Raw genomic sequence first — 18,586 nt, 5'->3', positions numbered from 1 at the left:
GCATGCAACAACCCAAAATCAAGCAGGCCCTGGCCGTGCTGACCCTGAGCCTGGCCGCTGGCGGCGTCTGGGCGCAAGGCGCCGTCATCTCGGCCCCCGGCGTCGATGTGCGCGGCGGCAGCCAAGGCGCCTCGGTCACCGTCAACGGTGCCGTCGTCAATGCGGCTTCGGGCCGTGGCGCCGTGGCCGAGACCAATATCCCCGGCCGCAGCAGCACCGTGCACGGTGGGGCCGGTGGCGCAGCCGTCGTCGTCGAAGGCCAGGGCAAAACGTCGGCCACCGTGCGCAGCCAAAAGCGCAGCGGCGGCGGCAACCAGGCCCATGTGAACGCCAATATGTCCGGCTCCAACCTGCCCCAGGCCAACTTTGCCGGCCACAGCTTCACGAATGTAGACCTGTCCAACTCCAACCTGCAGGGCGCCAACTTCCAGGGCGCCGAGCTGGTCAATGTGAGCCTGGACAACTCCAACCTGGCCGGCGCCAACCTGACGGGCGCCACCTTGGTCAACGTGTCGATGGAAGGCGCATTGACCACCGGCGCGATCTGGACCAACGGCCAGCGCCGCTGAGCGAGGACACGGCAACCCTTCAGGTCGACAGGCCGCAGGCCAGCCACTACGATGCGCGAATGATGCAAATACCATCCATTCGCAATGGTGGCTGGCTGTCCGGCCTGCTGGGTCTGGCGCTGCTGGGCGGTTGCACAAGCCAACCGCCCCAAGCCGCAGCCTCCGCCAACGCCGAATTCAACCTGGCAGCCTTGGCGCGCTCCAAAGCGCCCGATGTGCTGCTGCTGGGCGAGCAGCATGATGCGCCCGAGCACCAGCAGTGGCAGCAGACCACGGTGGCCCAGTGGGCCGCGCGACAGCAATTGGCCGCCGTGGTGCTGGAGATGGCCGACGCCGGTCACAGCACCCAGGGCCTGGCCCCCAGCGCCAGCGAAGCCCAGGTGCAGCAGGCGCTGGCCTGGAATGACAAGAGCTGGCCTTGGCGCCACTACGGCCCGGCGGTGATGACGGCGGTGCAGGCGGGGGTGCCCGTGCTGGGCGGCAACCTGCCGCGAGCGCAGATGCGCGATGTGATGCAGCAAACTCGCTGGGACAGCCACCTGCCCGCTGCTGCATGGCAGCGCCAGCTCGACGCCATTGCCGACGGCCACTGCGGCCTGCTGCCCGAGGGCCAGCTGGCCCCGATGGCGCGCATCCAGCTGGCCAAGGACGACAGCATGGCCCAGACCGCTAGCTCCCAGCTGCAGCCCGGCAAGACGGTGCTGCTGATCGCCGGGCGCGGCCATGTGCTGCGCAGCATCGGCATTCCGACCTGGCTGCCTGCGGGCACCCGCTCGGTGGTGGCCATTGGCCAGGCGGGCAGCCAGGCCCAGGCCGATGCGGCCGACCGCGACTGGGTACACAGCACCCCGGCGCTGCCGGCCCAGGACCACTGCGCCGCGCTGCGCGAGAAGTGGAAGAAGTAGAGGCCAAGCCTCTGCGTGCTCAGGTCACCGGGGCGGGGTTGAACAGCACCAGCGCATTGTGCAGCTGCCACTCCTCGGCCCAGGTCTTCTTGCGGCCGCTGGCCACCTCCAGCATCAGGCGGAACATCTCCCAGCCCATCTCCTCGATGCTCGCCTCGCCATCGGCAATGCGCCCGGCGTTCACATCCATCAGGTCATGCCAGCGGCGCGCCAGATCGCTGCGCGTGGCCACCTTGATCACCGGCACCTGCGCCAGGCCATAGGGTGTGCCGCGCCCGGTGGTGAACACATGCAGGTTCATGCCGGCGGCCAGCTGCAAGGTGCCGCAGATGAAGTCGCTCGCGGGCGTCGCCGCATAGACCAGGCCGCGCTCGATGCCGCGATCTGCGAGTCTCTGGCCGGGCGAGAGCACGCCGGTGATGGGCGCTGTGCCGCTCTTGATGATCGAGCCCATCGCCTTTTCCACGATGTTGGACAGGCCGCCCTTCTTGTTGCCCGGCGTGGTGTTGGCGCTGCGGTCCACCTTGCCCTTGTCCAGGTAGGCGTCGTACCAGGCCATCTCGTCGATCATCGCCTGCGCCACCTCTGGGGTTGAGGCGCGTGAGGTGAGCTGGTCAATGCCATCGCGCACCTCGGTCACTTCGCTGAACATCACGGTCGCCCCTGCGCGCACCAGCAGATCGGTGCAAAAGCCGACGGCCGGGTTGGCGGTGACGCCGCTAAAGGCATCGCTGCCGCCGCACTGCACGCCCACGACCAAGGCACTGGCCGGCACCGTCTCGCGCCGGCGCTGGTTCAGCCGTGCCAGGTGCGCCTCGGCGCGGGTCATGATGGACTGCACCATCGACATGAAGCCCACATGCGCCTCGTCCTGCAGGCAGACCACATCCAACGCGGGCGCGCGCGCATCGGCGATCGGGAAGGAGCCCGGCGGCAGCAGGCGCTCGGGCTGCAGCTTTTCGCAGCCCAGGCTCACGACCATCACCTCGCCGCCAAAGTTCGGGTTGTGGCTGATGTTGCGCAAGGTGCGCTGCGGGATCTCGGCACCCACCGCATCAATGGCCACGCCGCAGCCATAGCTGTGCTCGAGCCCGACGACATCGTCGACCTGCGGGTAGCGCGGCAGCAGCTCGGCCTTGATGCGGCGCACCGCAAAATCGAGCACGCCCGCCACGCACTGCACCGTCGTGGTGATGGCCAGGATATTGCGGGTGCCCACCGTGCCATCGGCATTGCGGTAGCCCTCAAAGGTATAGCCCTCCAGCGGTGGCAGATCGGGGGCCGGCACCGTGGCAATGGGCAGGCCTTCGAGCGAGCGGGCCTCGGGCATCTGCAGCAGGCGCTCATGCACCCAGCTGCCCGCGGCAATGGCCTGGCGCGCATAGCCGATGACCACGTTGTAGCGGCGCACGGCCTCGCCCTGCGCAATGTCCACCAAGGCCACCTTGTGCGCCTGCGGCACCTGCTCGACCAGCCGCAGGCCCGAGGGCAGCACCGTGCCGGCCGGCAGCCCGCCGTCATTGGCGATGATCGCGACGTTGTCCGCCGCATGCATGGAAATCGAAAGTGGGGTCGTTCTGGCTTGTGTCATGGCAAATACTCTCTACGGCGGTGCTCCGGCAGCGTAGCGCATGCGCGCTGCCGGCCCGCCTGGCACCTGTCGCTTTGCGCGACAGGGCCGCACGCAAACGCTCAATCGGCCTTGATGCCGGCGGCCTGGATCACCTGCGCCCATTTGGCCACCTCGGCCTTCTGAAACTCGGCCAGCTCGGCCGGCGTCATCGTCGAGGGCTGCATGCCAAAGGCCTTCAAACGCGTCTGCACTTCCGGCGTGGCGACGATCTTCATGATCTCGGCATGCAGGCGGTCCACCACGGGCTTGGGTGTGCCAGCGGGTGCAAACACCGCCTGCCAGGAGCCCATGTCAAAGCCCTTTTCACCAGCCTCGGCAATGGTCGGCACATCGGGCAGCGATTCCAGACGCTTGGAGCTGGTCACCGCGATCGGGCGCAGCTTGCCGGCCTGGATGTGCGGGCCCACGACCAGGGCCGTGTCAAACATCATGTCCACCTGGCCGCCGATGACATCCTGCACCGCCGGGCCGCTGCCCTTGTAGGGCACATGGGTGAACTTGACGCCCGTCTGGTAGGCCAGCAGCTCCAGCGCCATGTGGTTGGAGGTGCCGCTACCGGGCGAAGCCGAGGTCAGCCCGCCGCTGGAGGCCTTGGCCTTGCTGCCAGCCATCACATCGGCCAGGGTCTTGTAGGGGCTGGAGGCGGGCACCACCAGCACCAGCGGGCCCGAGCCCAGCATCGCGACCGGCGTGAAGGATTTGACCGGGTCGTAGTCGAGCTTGGAATACAGGCTGATATTGATCGCATGCGAGCTGATGGTGCCGCCCAGGATGGTGTAGCCATCGGGCGCGGCGCGCGCGGCCAGTGCCGAGCCCACGCTGCCGCCGGCCCCGCCCTTGTTCTCGATGATCATCGGCGTGCCCAGCGCCTTGCCCAGCGGCTGGGCGATCACGCGTGCCAGGGTGTCGGTATTGCCGCCGGGGGGAAACGGCACCAGGTAGGTGATGGATTTGCCCGTGGGCCAGCTGCTTTGGGCCAGCGCGGAGGTGCTGGCCAGGCCGGCGCCCAGCATCAAGGCGCTGGCCGCGAGGGAGCTTTGGATCAGGGTTCTGCGTTGCATGGATGTCTCCTTGGTTTGTAATCGTCAAAAGGCTGGTTCAATGAACTCGGTGGGGCTCAGAAACGCGGCTGCTTGCCGTCGAAGCTCGGGTCGTACTTGCGCATCTGGCCCAGGTCATCGCGGTTGCGGATGCCGCAGTGCAGGTAGTTGTCATGCAGGCGCGCCAGCGCATTGCGGTCCAGGCGCACGCCCAGACCCGGCGCGGTGGGCACGCGCAGGCTGCCCGCTTCAAACTGCAGGCGCCCGCCTTCGATGACCTCCTCGTCCTGCCAGGGGTAGTGCGTGTCACAGGCATAGGTGAGCAGCGGCACGCTGGCACACAGATGCGTCATCGCCACCAGGCTGATGCCCAGGTGCGAGTTGCTGTGCATCGACAGGCCCAGGTCAAAGGTGCGGCACAGGGTGGACAGGCGCTGCGTGGCGCGCAGGCCGCCCCAGTAGTGGTGGTCGCTCAGCACAATCTTCACCGGGCAGCCCATCTCGGCATTGCGCCGGAACTCGGCAAAATCGGTCACCACCATATTGGTGGCCAGCGGCACCTCACAGGCGCGGGCCACGGCCGCCATGCCGTCCAGCCCGGGGGCCGGGTCTTCGTAGTACTCCAGCACGCCGCGCAGCTTCTCGACAATGCGCAGGCTGGTCTCCACCGTCCAGTTGGCATTGGGATCGATGCGCAAAGGCAGGCCGGGAAAGGCCTCGGCCAGGGCCAGAATGCCGGCAGCCTCCTCATCGGGCGGCAAGGCCCCGGCCTTGAGCTTGATGCTCTGAAAGCCGTACTGGCCCATCATGCGCTGGGCCTGTGCCACCAGCTGCTGCGGTGTCAGCGCCTCGCCCCAGGCATCCGGGGCATAGGGCTGGCCGGCATGCTCGGCGTACTTGTAGAACAGGTAGGCCGAGAACGGCACACTGGGGCGCGCCGCGCCGCCCAGCAGATCCACGACGGGCGCATTCGCCATCTGGCCTTGCAGATCAAGCATGGCCACCTCGAACGCACTGACCACCTTGGCCACTGTTTTGGACACATGGGTGCCCGGCGCGAGCGACACCTGCTGGCCCAGAAACTCCGAGGCCGTTTGCACGGGCGGCGCCACCAGCGCGGCCACCCGCTGCTCCATCTCGTTGAGCGCCCAGGGCGACAGCCCCACCAGTGCCGGTGCCGCCTTGGCCAGTGCATCGAGCATCGGCTGGTCGCCATAGCTCTCATTGATGCCCACCAGGCCCGAGGCCGTCTCGATCTCGATGATGGAGCGCAGCGCCCAGGGCTCGTGGATGCCGGCAGCGTTGAGCAGCGGCGGATCGCGGAAGGCAATCGGCGTGATGCGGATATGGCGAATGGCGTGTGAGGTACTCATCGTGAAAACGCAGAAGAAAGCAGAAGGAGTGAAGGGTTGGGAGGCGGTGAATGCTTAGCGCACGGTCATGAAGATCTGCGGCAGCCAGGTGGTGAAGGCCGGCACAAAGGTCACCAGGCCCAGCGCAAAGATGAGCGCGCCATAGAACGGCCAGATGGTGCGCATGACGGTACCCACCGACACACCACCAATGGCGCAGCCGACAAACTGGGTCGTGCCTACCGGCGGGGTGTTCAGCCCCAGCGCGCAGTTGATCAGCAGCACAATGCCGAACTGCACCGAGCTCATGCCGTAGTGCTGGGCAATCGGCAAGAAGATGGGCGTGCACAGCAAGATGGTGGCGGCCATGTCGAGGAAGGTGCCGAGCAGAAACAGGATGATGTTGATCAACAGAAACACCATCCAGGGCGTGGTGGTGACCTGGGCCAGCATCTGGCCGGTGAGCTCGGCCACGCCGTAGAGGCTGATGAGGTAGCCAAAGGTGCTGGAGATGCCGATCAGCAGCAAGATGATGCCGGTGTTGCGCACGGCCTTGGAGGCGGCCTTGACAAAGTGCGACCAGCTGAGTGACCGGTAGACAAACACCGTCAGCGCCAGCGCATAGAGCACGGCGACCACGGCCGACTCGGTCGCGGTGAACACGCCCGACAGAATCCCGCCCAGAATCAGCACCACGACAAACAGACCCGGCAGCGCCGCGGCCAAGCTGCGGCCCACGACCTGCCAGCCGGGGAAGGTGCCGGCCGGGTAACCACGGCGGCGTGCCACCCAGTAGGCCGCGCCCAGGTTGCTCAGGGTCAGGATCAGCGCCGGGATGATGGCCGCCAGAATCAGCGCCGCAATCGAGACCTTGCCGCTGGCCGCCAGCGCATAGATGATGATGTTGTGGCTGGTGGGCATCAGTGCGCCCACCAGGGCAGCATGCGTGGTCACGTTGACCGCGTAATCGGCGTGGTAGCCCTCTTTCTTCATCATCGGGATCATCACCGCACCCATGGCCGAGACATCAGCCACCGGCGAGCCCGAGACGCCACCAAACAAGGTGCAGGCCACTACGTTGGACATGCCCAGGCCGCCGCGCACATGGCCGATGAGCGCCCGCGCAAAGTTGACGATGCGGTCGGCAATGCCGCCGTGCAGCATCAGCTCGCCGGCAAAGATGAAGAACGGAATCGCCAGGAAGGAGAACACCCCCATGCCGGCAGTCATCTGCTGAAAGCCCACCTCCAGCGGCAGCCCCTCATAGGCCAGCGTGGCCAGCGCAGACAGACCAATGGAGAAGGCCACCGGCACGCCCAGCAGCAGCAGGACGGCAAAGCTCAGGCTCAGAATCAGCAAGGCTGTGGTCATCGCCGCGCTCCTAGTTGGGCTGCACTTCGCGGCCTTGCGCGAGTGCGATCAGGTGTTCGATGGAAAACAGCACAATCAGGCTGCCGGCAACGATGGCGGGCACGTATTTCCAGCCTTCGGACACGCCCAGGGTCGGCAGGCGGTAGTCCCAGACCGATTCGGCCAGCGACGCGCAGCCATAGGCCATGGCCGCGCCAAACACCAGGATCAGCGCATGGATCAGAAACTCCATCTTGGTGCGCAGCCAGTCCGGCGCCAGCACCAGGAGCGACTCCAGCCCGATATGGCCGCTGTCGCGCACGCCCACGGCGACGCCGAACATGGTCACATAGAGCACCAGCAACAGCGACAGGCTCTCGGCCCAGGTGGGCGTGTTGTTGAGCACATAGCGGCCAAACACCTGCCAGCTCACGGCAGCAATCAGCAGCATCAGGCCGGCAATTCCCAGCCACATGCACAAGCGCGACAAGGCGCTGCAAATCTTGGTAAACATCGTGGTGCCCGTGCAGGCCCGGGGCGTACAGCCTCCGGGCAAAGAGTTGCAAGGAGCCAGCACCCGGCGGGCACTGGCATTGGCGTGGGATCAGCGGCGGATCAAGGTGTTTCCTGCGCGCGCTTGACCAGGTCTTTCAACTTGGCATCGGTGATGAACTTGTCATACACCGGCCGCATCGCCGCCTGGAACGGGGCCTTGTCCACCTCGATGATCTCGGCGCCGCCCACCTTCACGACCTCGAGCGACTTGGCCTCACGCTCGGCCCACTGCTTGCGCATATAGGGCACCGACTCCTTGGCGGCCTGGCGTACCCAGCGCTGCTCCTCGGGCGAGAGCTTGTCAAAGGTGCGTTTGGAGAACAGCAAAATCTCCGGCGCCATCGAGTGCTCGGTCTTGCTGAAGTACTTGGCGACTTCGAACGAGCGCGAGCTCTCAAACGTGGGGTAGTTGTTTTCGGCCGCATCGATGAGGCCGGTCTTCAGCCCGGTGTAGACCTCGCCCATCGGCATTGGCGTCGCATTGGCGCCCATCGCTTCGAGCATGCTCACCCACAGGTCGGACTGCTGCACGCGCACCTTCATGCCCTTCATGTCGGCCAGGCTCTTGACCGGCCGCTTGGCGGTGAACATGGAGCGCGCACCACTGTCGTAAAAGCCCAGGCCGATGAAGCCCTGTTTTTCGCAGGCTTTGAGGATCTCTTCGCCCACGGGGCCATCGAGCACCTTGTGCATGTGCTCCACTGAGCGGAACAAGAAGGGCATCGTGGGCACCACGGTCTCGTTGCAGACATTGTTCATCGCGCCTACGTTGACCCGCACCATCGCCAGCGCGCCGATCTTGGCCTGCTCGATGGTTTCCTTCTCGCCCCCCAGTGCCCCGTTGGGGTAGACGCGGATGCTGTGCTTGCCGCCGGACAGCGCCTTGAGGCGCTCGCCCATGAACTTCACCGCCTGCACGGTCGGGTAGTCGTCCGGGTGGATATCTGATGAACGAAATTCGGTGGCCTGAGCGCTGAGCGCCAGCAGACCGGCAGCCAGCGCTGCACTGAGAGTGGAAAGTCGCATTTGTCTACCTCGTTATCTCTATGGTTGGGGGAACATGCCCGAATGGTTTCCGGGTCTCTGGGTCACACACACCTCGCCTGTTTACAGGGGCCGAAATTCCGTCTCCTCCATTCCTGAAACGCCCGGGCGCAGCGCAAACACGCCACCGGCCAGCGGTTGGTCCGACAGATCGATACCGTCCGGCCGTATCGATGTGACATAGAGCACATCCAGGCCCGGGCCGCCAAAGGCGCACATCGCCGGCTTCTTGACCGGCAGCGCCAACGAGCGGTCCAGCCGGCCATCGGGCCGGAAGCGGTGCACCAGGCCCGCGTCGTTGCCGCAGATCCAGTAGCAGCCTTCGGCATCGATGGCCGCGCCATCGGGCCGGCCCGGCAGGCTCGTCATATCGACAAACTGGCGGCGGTTGTGGGGTGTGCCGGTGTCCGCGTCGTAGTCAAAGGCCCAGATCTGCTGGCTGCTGGGGTGCGAATCCGACAGGTACATGGTTCGCCCATCGGGGCTGAAGGCCAGGCCGTTGGGCGTGACCAGCGGGCCCAGCTGCAGATCCTGCGCGCGGCCTGCAGCCATGTCCTCGGCGCCAAAGCGGTAGAGCTTGCCCACCGGCTGCGCGGCGGCCATGTCCATCAGCATGCTGCCCGCCACAAAGCGGCCCTGGCGGTCGCAGCGCCCATCGTTAAAGCGCATGCCTGGCATGGCGTGGACGACGGCAGCCAGTTGTTGGGTGTGAGCCTCACCATCGCCCAGCGTCACCTGGTAAATGCCGTCTTCCAAGCCGGCAATCCAGCTGCGCGGCTCGCCCTGCCAGGCGGCGATGCAGGCCAGCATCTGCGGCAGCTGCCACTGCGTGGCGGCGCCCTGCCCCGGCTGCCAGCGCTGCAGCAGGCCGCGCGGTATGTCGGCCCAGTACAGCGCAGCCTCCTGCGCACGCCACACAGGGCTTTCGCCGGTGGCATTGCGGGCGTCGAGCACCAGCTCGGCGGCTGTCATGCAGACGGCTCCGGCGCATCGCCAAAGGGGCCTTGGGCGGTGAAGGCGCCGCCCTGGTAGACGGCGACCGGGTCGTTGGCCGCAGGGGCGGGTTGTGCCTCCACCTGGGCGCGCCAGGGCTCGGAGCTGTCCTTGGGCACAAAGCCCAGGTGGGCAGCGGCATGGTTGTCCCACCACAGGTCGCGGTTGGCCGATGCGCCGTAGACGACGGTATGGCCGACGTTAGGGGTGAACAGGCTTTTCTCGACCAGCTGCACCAGGTCGTCATAGCTCAGCCAGCTGTGCATCATGCGCCGGTCCTTGGGCGCGGGAAAGGACGAACCAATGCGTATGCTCACCGTCTCGATGCCGTAGCGGTCAAAGTAGAAACTCGCCATGTCCTCGCCAAAGGATTTGGACAGGCCGTAGTAGCCATCGGGGCGGCGGCGCGCATGGGCGTCGATCTTCTCGCTTTGCTGGTAAAAGCCGATCACATGGTTGGAGCTGGCAAACACAATGCGCTTCACGCCGTGGCGGCGCGCGGCCTCGTAGAGGTGGAAGATGCCTTTGATATTGGCCTCCAGCACCTCTTCAAAAGGCCGCTCCACCGACACACCGCCCAGGTGCACGATGGCGTCGCAGCCGGCCACCATCGCGTCGACGGCCTGCTTGTCGGCCAGGTCGCAGGGGACGACTTCTTCTTGCGCATCCCGCGGCGCGCCCATGCCGGCGATGTCGGACACGCGCAGCACAGGGGCCAGGCCGCGCAGGCGCTGGCGCAGCACCTGGCCCAGGCCGCCGGCAGCACCAGTCAACAGCAAGCGTTGCAGCGGGGTTGTTTGTGCCTGCATGGCCTGCTCCTTTCCATAAAAAAAGGCGCTTATGAAAAGCGCCTGGGGTGGTCAGCCTTGAGCCAGGCCGTCGATGGCAGAACGCATGTTCTTCAGGGCCTTCACCACCAGCGCAGGGTCGGTGGCGAACGACAGACGGACATAAGGCGACATGCCAAAGGCCGCGCCCGGCACGGTGGCCACATTGGCCGCCTTGAGCAGAAAGCTCGAGACGGCAGCATCGCTGTCCAGCACCTGGCCTTCGGCCGTGCGGCGGCCGATCAGGCTTTGGCAACCGAGGAACAGGTAGAAGGCGCCATCGGGCACCGACGACAGGGTCAGCTCAGGCACGATGGCCAGCTCGCGGCGAATGGTCTCGAGCCGGTCCACAAAGGTCTGGCGCGCCTGGCGCACGCAGTCCTGGTCGCCCAGCAAAGCCGCTTGCGCAGCGGCCTGCGCCACCGATGTGGCACTGGTGCAGCTTTGCGATTCGAGCTTGTTCATGCCGCCGATCAACTTCTCGGGGCCTGCCGCATAGCCAATGCGCCAGCCGGTCATCGCGTAGGACTTGGAGACGCCGTTGATGATCAGCATGCGGTCCTTCAGATAAGGACAGGCCTGGGCGAACGAGACAAAGGGCACACCGGTCAGGATGATGTGCTCGTAGATTTCATCGGACATGACCAGCACATCGGGGAAGTCCTTGAGCACCTCGCCCAGCGCCTGCAGCTCGGCGCGGCTGTAGACCGCGCCGGTGGGGTTGCCGGGACTGTTGATGATCAGCCAGCGGGTCTTGGCCGTGATGCTCTGGCGCAGCGCGTCGGGCGTGAGCTTGAAGCCCACCGCTTCTGCGCAAGGCACATAGACCGGCACGCCGCCATGCAAGGCCACGATGTCACCATAGGACACCCAGCAAGGGGTGGGCACCACGACCTCATCACCGCTCTCCAGGGTCGCCATGAAGGCATTGAAGATCAGCTGCTTGGCGCCGACACCGGTGGTGATCTCGGCCACCGTGTAGTCGAGTTCGTTGTCCTGTTTGAACTTCTGCGCAATCGCCTTGCGCAGGCTCTCGGTGCCGGCCGGCACCGTGTACTTGGTGGCACCGGCCTTGGCCGCGGCCATCGCCGCATCAATGATGTGCTCGGGCGTATTGAAATCGGGCTCGCCAATGCTCAGGTCGATGACATCGATGCCTTCGGACTTCATCTTCTTGGCCAGCGAGGAAATCGCCATGCTCGGCGACGAAGGCAGGCTCTCGACTTTTTGACTTAGCTTCAACATAAATTCGCAATCGCTCGGTTTCTCTTAGATGCCCTTGTCATTGGGGTTGGCGTAGAGCGCCTTGGTCGAATCGCTGAGCGGGAAGTTGATGTTCACGTTGCGCGGAGGGATCGTGGTCATGAACCACTTCTGGTAGAGCGCTTCCATCTCGCCGGACTTGATCATCGCGTAAACGGTGTCATCGACCAGCTTCTTGAACGTCGGGTCATCCTTGCGCAGCATCACGCCATAGGGCTCGGTGCGCAGCGGCTCGTTGAGGATCACATACTGGTCGCGCTGGGGCGAGGTGGCGATAAAGCTGGCCAGTTGCACGTCATCGAGCACAAAGGCGTCGGCCTTGCCCGATTCGAACATCACAAAGGCTTCGGACGGGTCCTTGCCATAGACCTCGTTGAACTTCACGTTCTGGGCCTTTTTGTAGGCGCGCAGCAGCTGGATCGAGGTGGTGCCGGTCACGGTGGCCACATTGCGGTTTTGCAGATCGGCAATACCTTTGACTGGCGAGTCCTTGCGCACGGCCAGGGTCACATTGGCCGAGAAGTAGCTCGGCGAGAAGGAGACTTGCTCCTGGCGCGCAAGGGTGTTGGTCACCGGTGTGCAGTCCAGATCGACGGTGCCGTTCTGCACCAGCGGGATGCGGCTGGTGGGCGTGGTGATCAGGTACTTGATTTCCATCTTCTGCAAGCCCGCCGCCTTTTGCGCCGCCTCTGCTACCTTCAGGCAGATGTCATTGATCAAGCCGATAGGGTCCGCATTGCCGTTGACCTTGTAGCTGAAGGGCACGGACATGTCGCGCGCACCGATGGTGATTGCGCCGTTCTGCTTGATCTTCTCCAGCGTGGAGGTCTGCGCTTGCGCCAGGGAAGCAGCCAGCAGAGTGACGGCACATACGGTGGTTTTGGAGAAAAGCTTGAGCATGATTGGAAAGTAGGTTACAACAAGGCATCAGTCATGTGTTGTCTGACGACAGGTGTGAATTATGATCACAGCTATGCTCAAAAGCCCCTCGGAATTACCCGCATCCTCGTCAATGGCATCAGGCCAGGATGCCACTTTGCACGGTTGCCACACCCCGCAAGGCAGCTGCTTGGCCCACCTTCAGCCGGATCACAGCTATGCTTAAAAGCCCCTCGGAATTACCCGCATCCCCGTCGATGGCATCGGCCAGCGCTGCCACTTTGTACGGTTGGCGCGCCGCAAAAGCCAACGGCCAGGCCCACGTTCTGCCGGATCACAGCCATGCTTAAAAGCCCCTCGGAATTACCCGCTTCCCCGTCAATGGCATCGGCCAGCGCTGCCACTTTGTGCGGTAGCCGTGCCGCAAAAGCCAACGGCCAGGCCCACGTTCTGCCGGATCACAGCCATGCTTAAAAGCCCCTTGGAACTCGCTACAACCCCATCGATGGCCATAGACTCCGCCGCCAGTCTGCGCGGCAGCCGTGCCGCCAAGGGCAGCCGCAGCCTGGCCAATCTGTTGTCGGAAGAATTTGAAAACAAGATCCGCCAGGGGCTGTTGCAAGAGGGCGACAAGCTGCCCACCGAAACCGAACTGGTGCGCAGCTATGACGTCAGCCGCACAGTGGTGCGCGAGGCGTTGTCCAAATTGCAGGCCTCGGGTTTGGTGGAGACCAAGCACGGCATCGGCACCTTTGTGCTGCCCGCGCGCAGCACGCCGGGCATGGTGCTCAGCGCCCACGAACTGAGTGAATCGGTCGATGTGCTCGCGGTGCTGGAGCTGCGCATCAGCCTGGAGACCGAGGCGGCGGGACTGGCTGCGACCCGGCGCCAGGAGCCGCATCTGCGCGCGATGCGCACTGCGCTGCAGGCCTTTGAGCAGAACTTTGCACTGGGCCGCGAGACCGTGAGCCATGACCTGGACTTTCACCTGAGCATCGCCAAGGCCACCGGCAACCGCTATTTCCAGGAGATCCTGCAGCACTTTGGCTCGATGCTGATTCCGCGCAACCGGATTGCCTCGATCCACATCCCCACGCGCGACCCGGACTACCTCAAGCGCGTCAACCGCGAGCATGAAGAGATCTTCTCCGCGATCGAGCGCCAGGATGCGGACTCGGCCCGCGCTGCGATGCGCATCCACCTGACCAACTCGCGCGAACGCCTGCGCCTGGCCCAGCGCCTGGCCCAGGAACAGCAAGCAACCGGCGCACCAGGCAGCGAGCGCTAAGCCGCGCAGCAGCCCGGCACGGGGCTGCTGCCTTCACGCCCCGGGTCGCGCCACCGCTGCGCCCGCCACACCATTATCCGTTGGCGCAGCGCCGGGCCCGCCCCAGCGCCAGCCCACGGCGGCGCCAGGCGGCATGACCCGCCCCGCCGGCCACCCACACAAGCGTTTCCCCTAGTCAACCAAAGCTTGGCGATCTGCGTTTTGAGTTGTATGATGTCTTATATCTAAAAAGGAGACAAAGACCTATGCATCGCCGTTCGCACCTGATCTATTCAGCGCTGGCCCTGGCCGCCGGCAGCTTGTTATCGACTCCGCTGTTGGCGGCCGATGCATGGCCCAGCAAGCCGATCCGGCTGATTGTTCCCTACCCGCCCGGCGGCAGCTCGGACATCATTGCGCGCTCGATCGGCCAGCTGATCTCGCAAGAGCTCAAGCAGACAGTGGTGATCGACAACAAGCCCGGAGCGAACGGCAACCTGGGCGCCGAGTTTGTCGCCCGCGCCCAGCCCGATGGCTACACCTGGCTGCTGTGCGACCTCGGAGCGCTCGCGATCTCCCCGTCCATCTACACCAAGCTGAGCTTTGACCCCAGCAAGGACCTGCGTGGCGCCGCCATGCTGGCCTACTCGCCGCACATGCTGGTGGTGCACCCGTCGGTGCAAGCCAACAACCTGCAGGAGCTGGTGGCCCTGTCCAAGAAGCAGGACCTGAACTTTGCCGTCACGGCCACCGGCAGCGCGCCGCATCTGGCCGGTGTCGAGCTGGCCCGGCTGACGGGCGCCAAATGGGTCTATGTGCCCTACAAGGGCGGCGTGCAATCGGTGCAGGACACGGTGGCTGGCCAGACCCAGGTGCTGATGAACGGCATGCTGGCCACCTACCCCCATGTGCAAAGCGGCAAGTTAAAGCTGCTGGGTATCTCCAAGAACACCCGCATGCCGCTGATCGCCGATGTGCCGACCCTGGCCGAGCAAGGCGCAGCCGGCTTTGCCTCGGGCACCTGGCAAGGCGTGGTACTGCCGGCCAAAACGCCAGAAGCGGTGATCCAGAAGGTGAACCAGGCGCTGCTTACCGCCATTCGCTCGCCCGAGGTGCGCTCGCGCCTGACCGGCCAGGGCGCCGAGGTGGTCACGATGACGCCGGCCGAGACTGACCAATTTTTCAAGGCCGAACGCCAGCGCTGGCGCACGGTCGTTCAAACCGCCAATCTGCAGCTCGATTGAGCCGCCCGGATTTGGCACTGTCGATTCCCTCTCTTTTCTTTGAAAGTTTGATATGAGCACCATGAGCCCCCAGGATGTGAAGAACGTGATGAGTTCCGGACTGCTGTCCTTCCCCATTACCGACTTTGATGCACAAGGCAACTTCAATGCCAAGGGCTATGCCGAGCGCCTGGAATGGCTGGCCCCGTTTGGCGCCAGCGCGCTGTTCGCCGCTGGCGGCACCGGTGAGTTCTTCTCGCTGACCGCCGAAGAGTACCCTGCGATCATCAAGACCGCCGTGGACACCTGCAAGGGCAAGGTGCCGATCATCGCCGGTGCAGGCGGCCCGACCCGCTTTGCGATCCAGTGCGCACAGGCTGCGGAAGCCGCTGGCGCCCACGGCATCCTGCTGATGCCCCACTACATGACCGAAGCCAGCCAGGAAGGCCTGGCCGCGCACGTCGAAGCCGTCTGCAAGAGCGTGAAGTTCGGCGTCATCATCTACAACCGTGGCGTGAGCCGTTTCACCCCCGAGACCGTGGCCAAGCTCTGCGAGCGCAACCCCAACCTGGTCGGCTTCAAGGACGGCGTGGGCGACATCGAAGCCATGTCGGCCATGTACCTGACGATGGGCGACCGCCTGGCCTACCTGGGTGGCCTGCCAACCGCCGAAGTCTATGCCGCCGCCTACAAGGCACTGGGCACGCCCGTGTACTCTTCTGCCGTGTTCAACTTCATCCCCAAGACCGCCATCCGCTTCTACGAAGCCGTGCGCACCGATGACCACGCCACCCAGCACCAGCTGCTCAAGGACTTCTTCATGCCCTACCTGAAGATCCGCAACCGCAGCGCTGGCTACGCCGTGTCCATCATCAAGGCCGGTGCCAAGCTGGTGGGCCACGATGCCGGTCCGGTGCGCGCGCCTTTGGCTGACCTCAAGCCCGAGGAAGTCGATATGCTGGCAGCACTGATCAAGAAGGTCGAAGCCTGATCTCCGTTGACCTCCTGGCCCGGTAACCACCTGCAGCACGGTGCTGCGGATGGTGCCGGGCTCTTTCCGTTGAAAGCCCTCTCCACACATGACTGCCACCCACCGCCCACGCGTGCTGCAAATGGGCAAGATGCCGCTGCCCGCGCTTGATGCCGATCTGGCCCAGGAATTCGATACCACCGTGCTGAGCGCACAAGCGGACCCGCAGCAGTTCCTGGCTGCCCACGGTTCGGAGTTTGCCTACCTGGTCACCTCGGCCAGCATGGGCGCATCGGCCTCGGTGATCCAGGCCTTGCCGGCGCTGCGCGGCATCAGCAGCTTTGGCGTGGGCTTTGATGCGCTGGACCAGCAGTCCATCCTCGCCCAGTCCGCGCGCGTGGGCTACACCCCCGGCGTGCTGGACGACTGCGTGGCCGACATGGCCTTTGCACTGCTGCTGGACAGTGCCCGCCGCCTGGCAGCGGCCGACCGCTTTGTGCGCGCGGGCCTGTGGCCCACCGAGCGCTTTGGCGTCTACACCCGTGCCTCGGGCAAGCGCCTGGGCATTCTGGGCATGGGCCGCATTGGCCGCCAGGTGGCGCGCCGCGCCAGCGGTTTTGACATGGAGGTGGCCTACCACAACCGCCGCCCAGTCAGCGATTCGCCGCACCGCTACATGGAGTCGCTGCAGGAACTGGCCCAGTGGTGCGATTTTCTGGTCATCACTGCTGCCGGTGGCGACGACACCCGCCACCTGGTCGATGCCCAGGTGCTGGACGCCCTGGGCCCGCAGGGTTTTGTGATCAATGTGGCGCGCGGCAGCGTGGTCGATGAAGCGGCCTTGCTGGACGCGCTGCAACACCAGCGCATTGCCGGCGCGGGCCTCGATGTGTTCGAGGACGAACCACGCCCCCTGCCCGGCCTGCTGCAGCAGGACAACGTAGTGCTGGCACCGCATATCGCCAGCGGCACCCAGGAGACGCGCCGCGCGATGGCCGATCTGGTGCTGGCCAACCTGCGCAGCTTGATCGCCAATGGCCAGCCGCTGCAGGAAGTGCCCTGGTCCCAAGCTGCGGCACAGGCCCGTGCTGGTTGAGAACGTTTTTACGACGACCGAACCATCCACCCATTTTTTTGAGAACAGGCCCAACCGCCTGGCAAGCTTATGACGACACACAACAACCTGATCAACGGCAGCTGGACACCCGGCAAGACCACCTCGCCCAACACCAACCCCAGCGACCTGTCCGACGTGATCGGCCAGTATGCGCAGGGCGATGCCAGCGATGTGGATGCCGCAGTGGCAGCAGCCACGGCGGCCTTCCCGGCCTGGAGCGTCTCGGGCATCCAGGCGCGCCATGATGCGCTGGACAAGATCGGCAATGAAATCCTGGCGCGCAAGGAAGAGCTGGGCGACCTGCTGGCCCGCGAAGAAGGCAAGACCCGGCCCGAGGCGATTGGCGAAGTGGCCCGCGCCGGCCAGATCTTCAAGTTCTTTGCCGGTGAATGCCTGCGCCTGGCCGGTGAGAGCCTGCCGTCGGTGCGCCCCGGCATTGGCGTGGAAATCACGCGCGAGCCCGTCGGTGTCGTCGGCCTGATCACCCCCTGGAACTTCCCCATCGCCATTCCGGCCTGGAAGATCGCACCGGCGCTGGCCTTTGGCAACTGCGTGGTGATCAAGCCCGCCGATCTGGTGCCCGGCAGCGCCTGGGCGCTGGCCGACATCATCCACCGCAGCGGCATCCCCGCCGGTGTCTTCAACCTGGTGATGGGCCGGGGCCGCATCATTGGCGATGCGCTGGTGCAGCACCCCGATGTGGCCGCGATCAGCTTTACCGGCTCGGTCGGTGTGGGCCGGGGCATTGCCGAGGCCTGCGTGAAATCGGGCAAGAAGGTGCAGCTGGAGATGGGTGGCAAGAACCCGCAGGTGGTGCTCGACGATGCCGACCTGGCCCAGGCGGTGGAGCTGTCGGCCCAGAGCTGCTTTTACTCGACCGGCCAGCGCTGCACCGCATCGAGCCGCCTGATCGTCACCGACAAGATCTACCCGGCCTTCGTGCAGGCGCTGCAAGAGCGCATGGCCAAGATCAAGGTCGGCGATGCGCGCGCCGCCGGCACCGATATCGGCCCCGTGGTGAGCCAGGCCCAGCTGGAGCAGGACCTGAGCTATGTGGAAATCGCCCAGGCTGAAGGCGCCGTGCTGGCCACGGGCGGCAGCCGCATTGCCTGCCACACCGGCAGCGGCAAGGAAGGTTTTTTCATGCAACCGGCCCTGCTGGTGGACAGCACACCCCAGATGCGCATCAACCGCGAAGAGGTGTTTGGCCCCGTCGCCAGCGTGATCCGCGTGCGGGACTACGAAGAGGCGCTGGCCGTCGCCAATGACACCGCCTTTGGCCTGTCTGCCGGTATTGCCACTACCAGCCTGAAGTACGCCAGCCACTTCAAGCGCCATGCCCAGGCCGGCATGGTGATGGTCAACCTGCCCACCGCAGGCGTGGACTACCATGTGCCGTTTGGTGGCCGCAAGGGATCGAGCTACGGCCCGCGCGAGCAAGGCCGCTATGCGCAGGAGTTCTACACCACGGTGAAGACCGCCTATACGCTGGCTTGAACGCTGCGCCAGCACCAGGCGCTTTGCGGGCATCCGGTGGCCCTCCACCCGATGCCCGCGCAGTACCTGGTCGCTCTCAGGTAATACGCTTGGCGGAAAATG

17 protein-coding genes are annotated in these 18,586 nt (G+C 65.1%); 7 read left to right on the top strand and 10 right to left on the bottom strand.

The genetic code is table 11. The features are described 5' to 3' along the window. The first annotated feature begins 2 nt into the window (after positions 1-2). Positions 3-569, top strand: coding sequence for a pentapeptide repeat-containing protein (locus ACPEE1_RS03530; RefSeq protein WP_182343827.1), 567 nt, complete (start codon positions 3-5; stop codon positions 567-569). A 62-nt stretch (positions 570-631) separates the two neighbouring features. Next, positions 632-1,474 carry a ChaN family lipoprotein gene (locus ACPEE1_RS03525; RefSeq protein ID WP_232539463.1) on the top strand — a complete coding sequence of 281 codons (843 nt, stop codon included), beginning with the start codon at positions 632-634 and terminating at the stop codon, positions 1,472-1,474. 19 nt (positions 1,475-1,493) lie between these two features. Here ACPEE1_RS03525 and garD read toward each other — a convergent pair whose 3' ends face one another. The 10 genes from garD to ACPEE1_RS03475 all read right to left on the bottom strand — a co-directional run bounded on the left by garD (position 1,494) and on the right by ACPEE1_RS03475 (position 12,431). Further along, entirely contained in the window at positions 1,494-3,065 is a 1,572-nt protein-coding gene (gene garD, locus ACPEE1_RS03520; protein ID WP_260718305.1) for a galactarate dehydratase, read from the bottom strand. Between the two features lie 101 nt (positions 3,066-3,166). Next, positions 3,167-4,168: a Bug family tripartite tricarboxylate transporter substrate binding protein gene (locus ACPEE1_RS03515; RefSeq protein WP_116926238.1), complete on the bottom strand. Its 1,002-nt coding sequence runs from the start codon at positions 4,166-4,168 to the stop codon at positions 3,167-3,169. Between the two features lie 56 nt (positions 4,169-4,224). Further along, positions 4,225-5,520: a glucarate dehydratase family protein gene (locus ACPEE1_RS03510; protein WP_423935202.1), complete on the bottom strand. Its 1,296-nt coding sequence runs from the start codon at positions 5,518-5,520 to the stop codon at positions 4,225-4,227. 54 nt (positions 5,521-5,574) lie between these two features. Further along, entirely contained in the window at positions 5,575-6,870 is a 1,296-nt protein-coding gene (locus tag ACPEE1_RS03505; protein WP_116926236.1) for a TRAP transporter large permease, read from the bottom strand. 10 nt (positions 6,871-6,880) lie between these two features. Next, positions 6,881-7,363: a TRAP transporter small permease gene (locus ACPEE1_RS03500; RefSeq protein ID WP_182343833.1), complete on the bottom strand. Its 483-nt coding sequence runs from the start codon at positions 7,361-7,363 to the stop codon at positions 6,881-6,883. A 101-nt stretch (positions 7,364-7,464) separates the two neighbouring features. Further along, positions 7,465-8,430, bottom strand: coding sequence for a TRAP transporter substrate-binding protein (locus ACPEE1_RS03495; protein WP_423935200.1), 966 nt, complete (start codon positions 8,428-8,430; stop codon positions 7,465-7,467). Between the two features lie 81 nt (positions 8,431-8,511). Continuing rightward, positions 8,512-9,420: an SMP-30/gluconolactonase/LRE family protein gene (locus tag ACPEE1_RS03490; RefSeq protein ID WP_182343835.1), complete on the bottom strand. Its 909-nt coding sequence runs from the start codon at positions 9,418-9,420 to the stop codon at positions 8,512-8,514. After that, the gene (locus ACPEE1_RS03485) at positions 9,417-10,250 is read right to left on the bottom strand and encodes an NAD-dependent epimerase/dehydratase family protein (protein ID WP_182343837.1); all 834 of its coding nucleotides are present in this window, start codon (positions 10,248-10,250) and stop codon (positions 9,417-9,419) included. Before ACPEE1_RS03485 ends, ACPEE1_RS03490 begins: the two co-directional genes overlap by 4 nt. Positions 10,251-10,301: 51 nt before the next feature. Next, the gene (locus ACPEE1_RS03480; RefSeq protein WP_423935197.1) at positions 10,302-11,465 is read right to left on the bottom strand and encodes a pyridoxal phosphate-dependent aminotransferase; all 1,164 of its coding nucleotides are present in this window, start codon (positions 11,463-11,465) and stop codon (positions 10,302-10,304) included. Between the two features lie 72 nt (positions 11,466-11,537). Continuing rightward, a complete protein-coding gene (locus ACPEE1_RS03475) occupies positions 11,538-12,431 on the bottom strand; it encodes an amino acid ABC transporter substrate-binding protein (protein WP_116926231.1) in 894 nt (297 codons plus the stop codon). Between the two features lie 484 nt (positions 12,432-12,915). Between ACPEE1_RS03475 and ACPEE1_RS03470 the strand changes: the two genes are divergently transcribed. The 5 genes from ACPEE1_RS03470 to ACPEE1_RS03450 all read left to right on the top strand — a co-directional run bounded on the left by ACPEE1_RS03470 (position 12,916) and on the right by ACPEE1_RS03450 (position 18,484). After that, positions 12,916-13,698, top strand: a complete 783-nt coding sequence (locus ACPEE1_RS03470; protein ID WP_116926230.1) for a FadR/GntR family transcriptional regulator — start codon at positions 12,916-12,918, stop codon at positions 13,696-13,698. A gap of 245 nt (positions 13,699-13,943) precedes the next feature. Continuing rightward, a complete protein-coding gene (locus ACPEE1_RS03465; RefSeq protein ID WP_260718312.1) occupies positions 13,944-14,921 on the top strand; it encodes a Bug family tripartite tricarboxylate transporter substrate binding protein in 978 nt (325 codons plus the stop codon). Between the two features lie 61 nt (positions 14,922-14,982). Continuing rightward, positions 14,983-15,891, top strand: a complete 909-nt coding sequence (gene kdgD / locus ACPEE1_RS03460; protein WP_116926387.1) for a 5-dehydro-4-deoxyglucarate dehydratase — start codon at positions 14,983-14,985, stop codon at positions 15,889-15,891. 88 nt (positions 15,892-15,979) lie between these two features. After that, on the top strand, positions 15,980-16,966 hold the full coding sequence (locus tag ACPEE1_RS03455; protein WP_182343841.1) for a 2-hydroxyacid dehydrogenase: 987 nt from the start codon (positions 15,980-15,982) through the stop codon (positions 16,964-16,966). A 69-nt stretch (positions 16,967-17,035) separates the two neighbouring features. Next, on the top strand, positions 17,036-18,484 hold the full coding sequence (locus tag ACPEE1_RS03450; RefSeq protein ID WP_116926228.1) for an aldehyde dehydrogenase family protein: 1,449 nt from the start codon (positions 17,036-17,038) through the stop codon (positions 18,482-18,484). Positions 18,485-18,586: the final 102 nt, after the last annotated feature.

Origin of the sequence: Comamonas sp. 23 (assembly GCF_049601575.1) — a bacterium.
Lineage (GTDB): Bacteria > Pseudomonadota > Gammaproteobacteria > Burkholderiales > Burkholderiaceae_C > Comamonas > Comamonas squillarum.
This window is presented reverse-complemented; position numbering and strand designations above follow the sequence as displayed.

Coding starts and splice junctions, on each gene's coding strand:
- ACPEE1_RS03465 (WP_260718312.1), top strand. CDS start 13,944: ATGCATCGCCGTTCGCACCTGATCTATTCAGCGCTGGCCCTGGCCGCC.
- ACPEE1_RS03455 (WP_182343841.1), top strand. CDS start 15,980: ATGACTGCCACCCACCGCCCACGCGTGCTGCAAATGGGCAAGATGCCG.
- ACPEE1_RS03525 (WP_232539463.1), top strand. CDS start 632: ATGCAAATACCATCCATTCGCAATGGTGGCTGGCTGTCCGGCCTGCTG.
- ACPEE1_RS03500 (WP_182343833.1), bottom strand. CDS start 7,363: ATGTTTACCAAGATTTGCAGCGCCTTGTCGCGCTTGTGCATGTGGCTG.
- ACPEE1_RS03480 (WP_423935197.1), bottom strand. CDS start 11,465: ATGGCGATTTCCTCGCTGGCCAAGAAGATGAAGTCCGAAGGCATCGAT.
- ACPEE1_RS03515 (WP_116926238.1), bottom strand. CDS start 4,168: ATGCAACGCAGAACCCTGATCCAAAGCTCCCTCGCGGCCAGCGCCTTG.
- ACPEE1_RS03470 (WP_116926230.1), top strand. CDS start 12,916: ATGGCCATAGACTCCGCCGCCAGTCTGCGCGGCAGCCGTGCCGCCAAG.
- garD (WP_260718305.1), bottom strand. CDS start 3,065: ATGACACAAGCCAGAACGACCCCACTTTCGATTTCCATGCATGCGGCG.
- ACPEE1_RS03490 (WP_182343835.1), bottom strand. CDS start 9,420: ATGACAGCCGCCGAGCTGGTGCTCGACGCCCGCAATGCCACCGGCGAA.
- ACPEE1_RS03505 (WP_116926236.1), bottom strand. CDS start 6,870: ATGACCACAGCCTTGCTGATTCTGAGCCTGAGCTTTGCCGTCCTGCTG.
- ACPEE1_RS03485 (WP_182343837.1), bottom strand. CDS start 10,250: ATGCAGGCACAAACAACCCCGCTGCAACGCTTGCTGTTGACTGGTGCT.
- ACPEE1_RS03475 (WP_116926231.1), bottom strand. CDS start 12,431: ATGCTCAAGCTTTTCTCCAAAACCACCGTATGTGCCGTCACTCTGCTG.
- ACPEE1_RS03510 (WP_423935202.1), bottom strand. CDS start 5,520: ATGAGTACCTCACACGCCATTCGCCATATCCGCATCACGCCGATTGCC.
- ACPEE1_RS03450 (WP_116926228.1), top strand. CDS start 17,036: ATGACGACACACAACAACCTGATCAACGGCAGCTGGACACCCGGCAAG.
- ACPEE1_RS03495 (WP_423935200.1), bottom strand. CDS start 8,430: ATGCGACTTTCCACTCTCAGTGCAGCGCTGGCTGCCGGTCTGCTGGCG.
- kdgD (WP_116926387.1), top strand. CDS start 14,983: ATGAGCCCCCAGGATGTGAAGAACGTGATGAGTTCCGGACTGCTGTCC.
- ACPEE1_RS03530 (WP_182343827.1), top strand. CDS start 3: ATGCAACAACCCAAAATCAAGCAGGCCCTGGCCGTGCTGACCCTGAGC.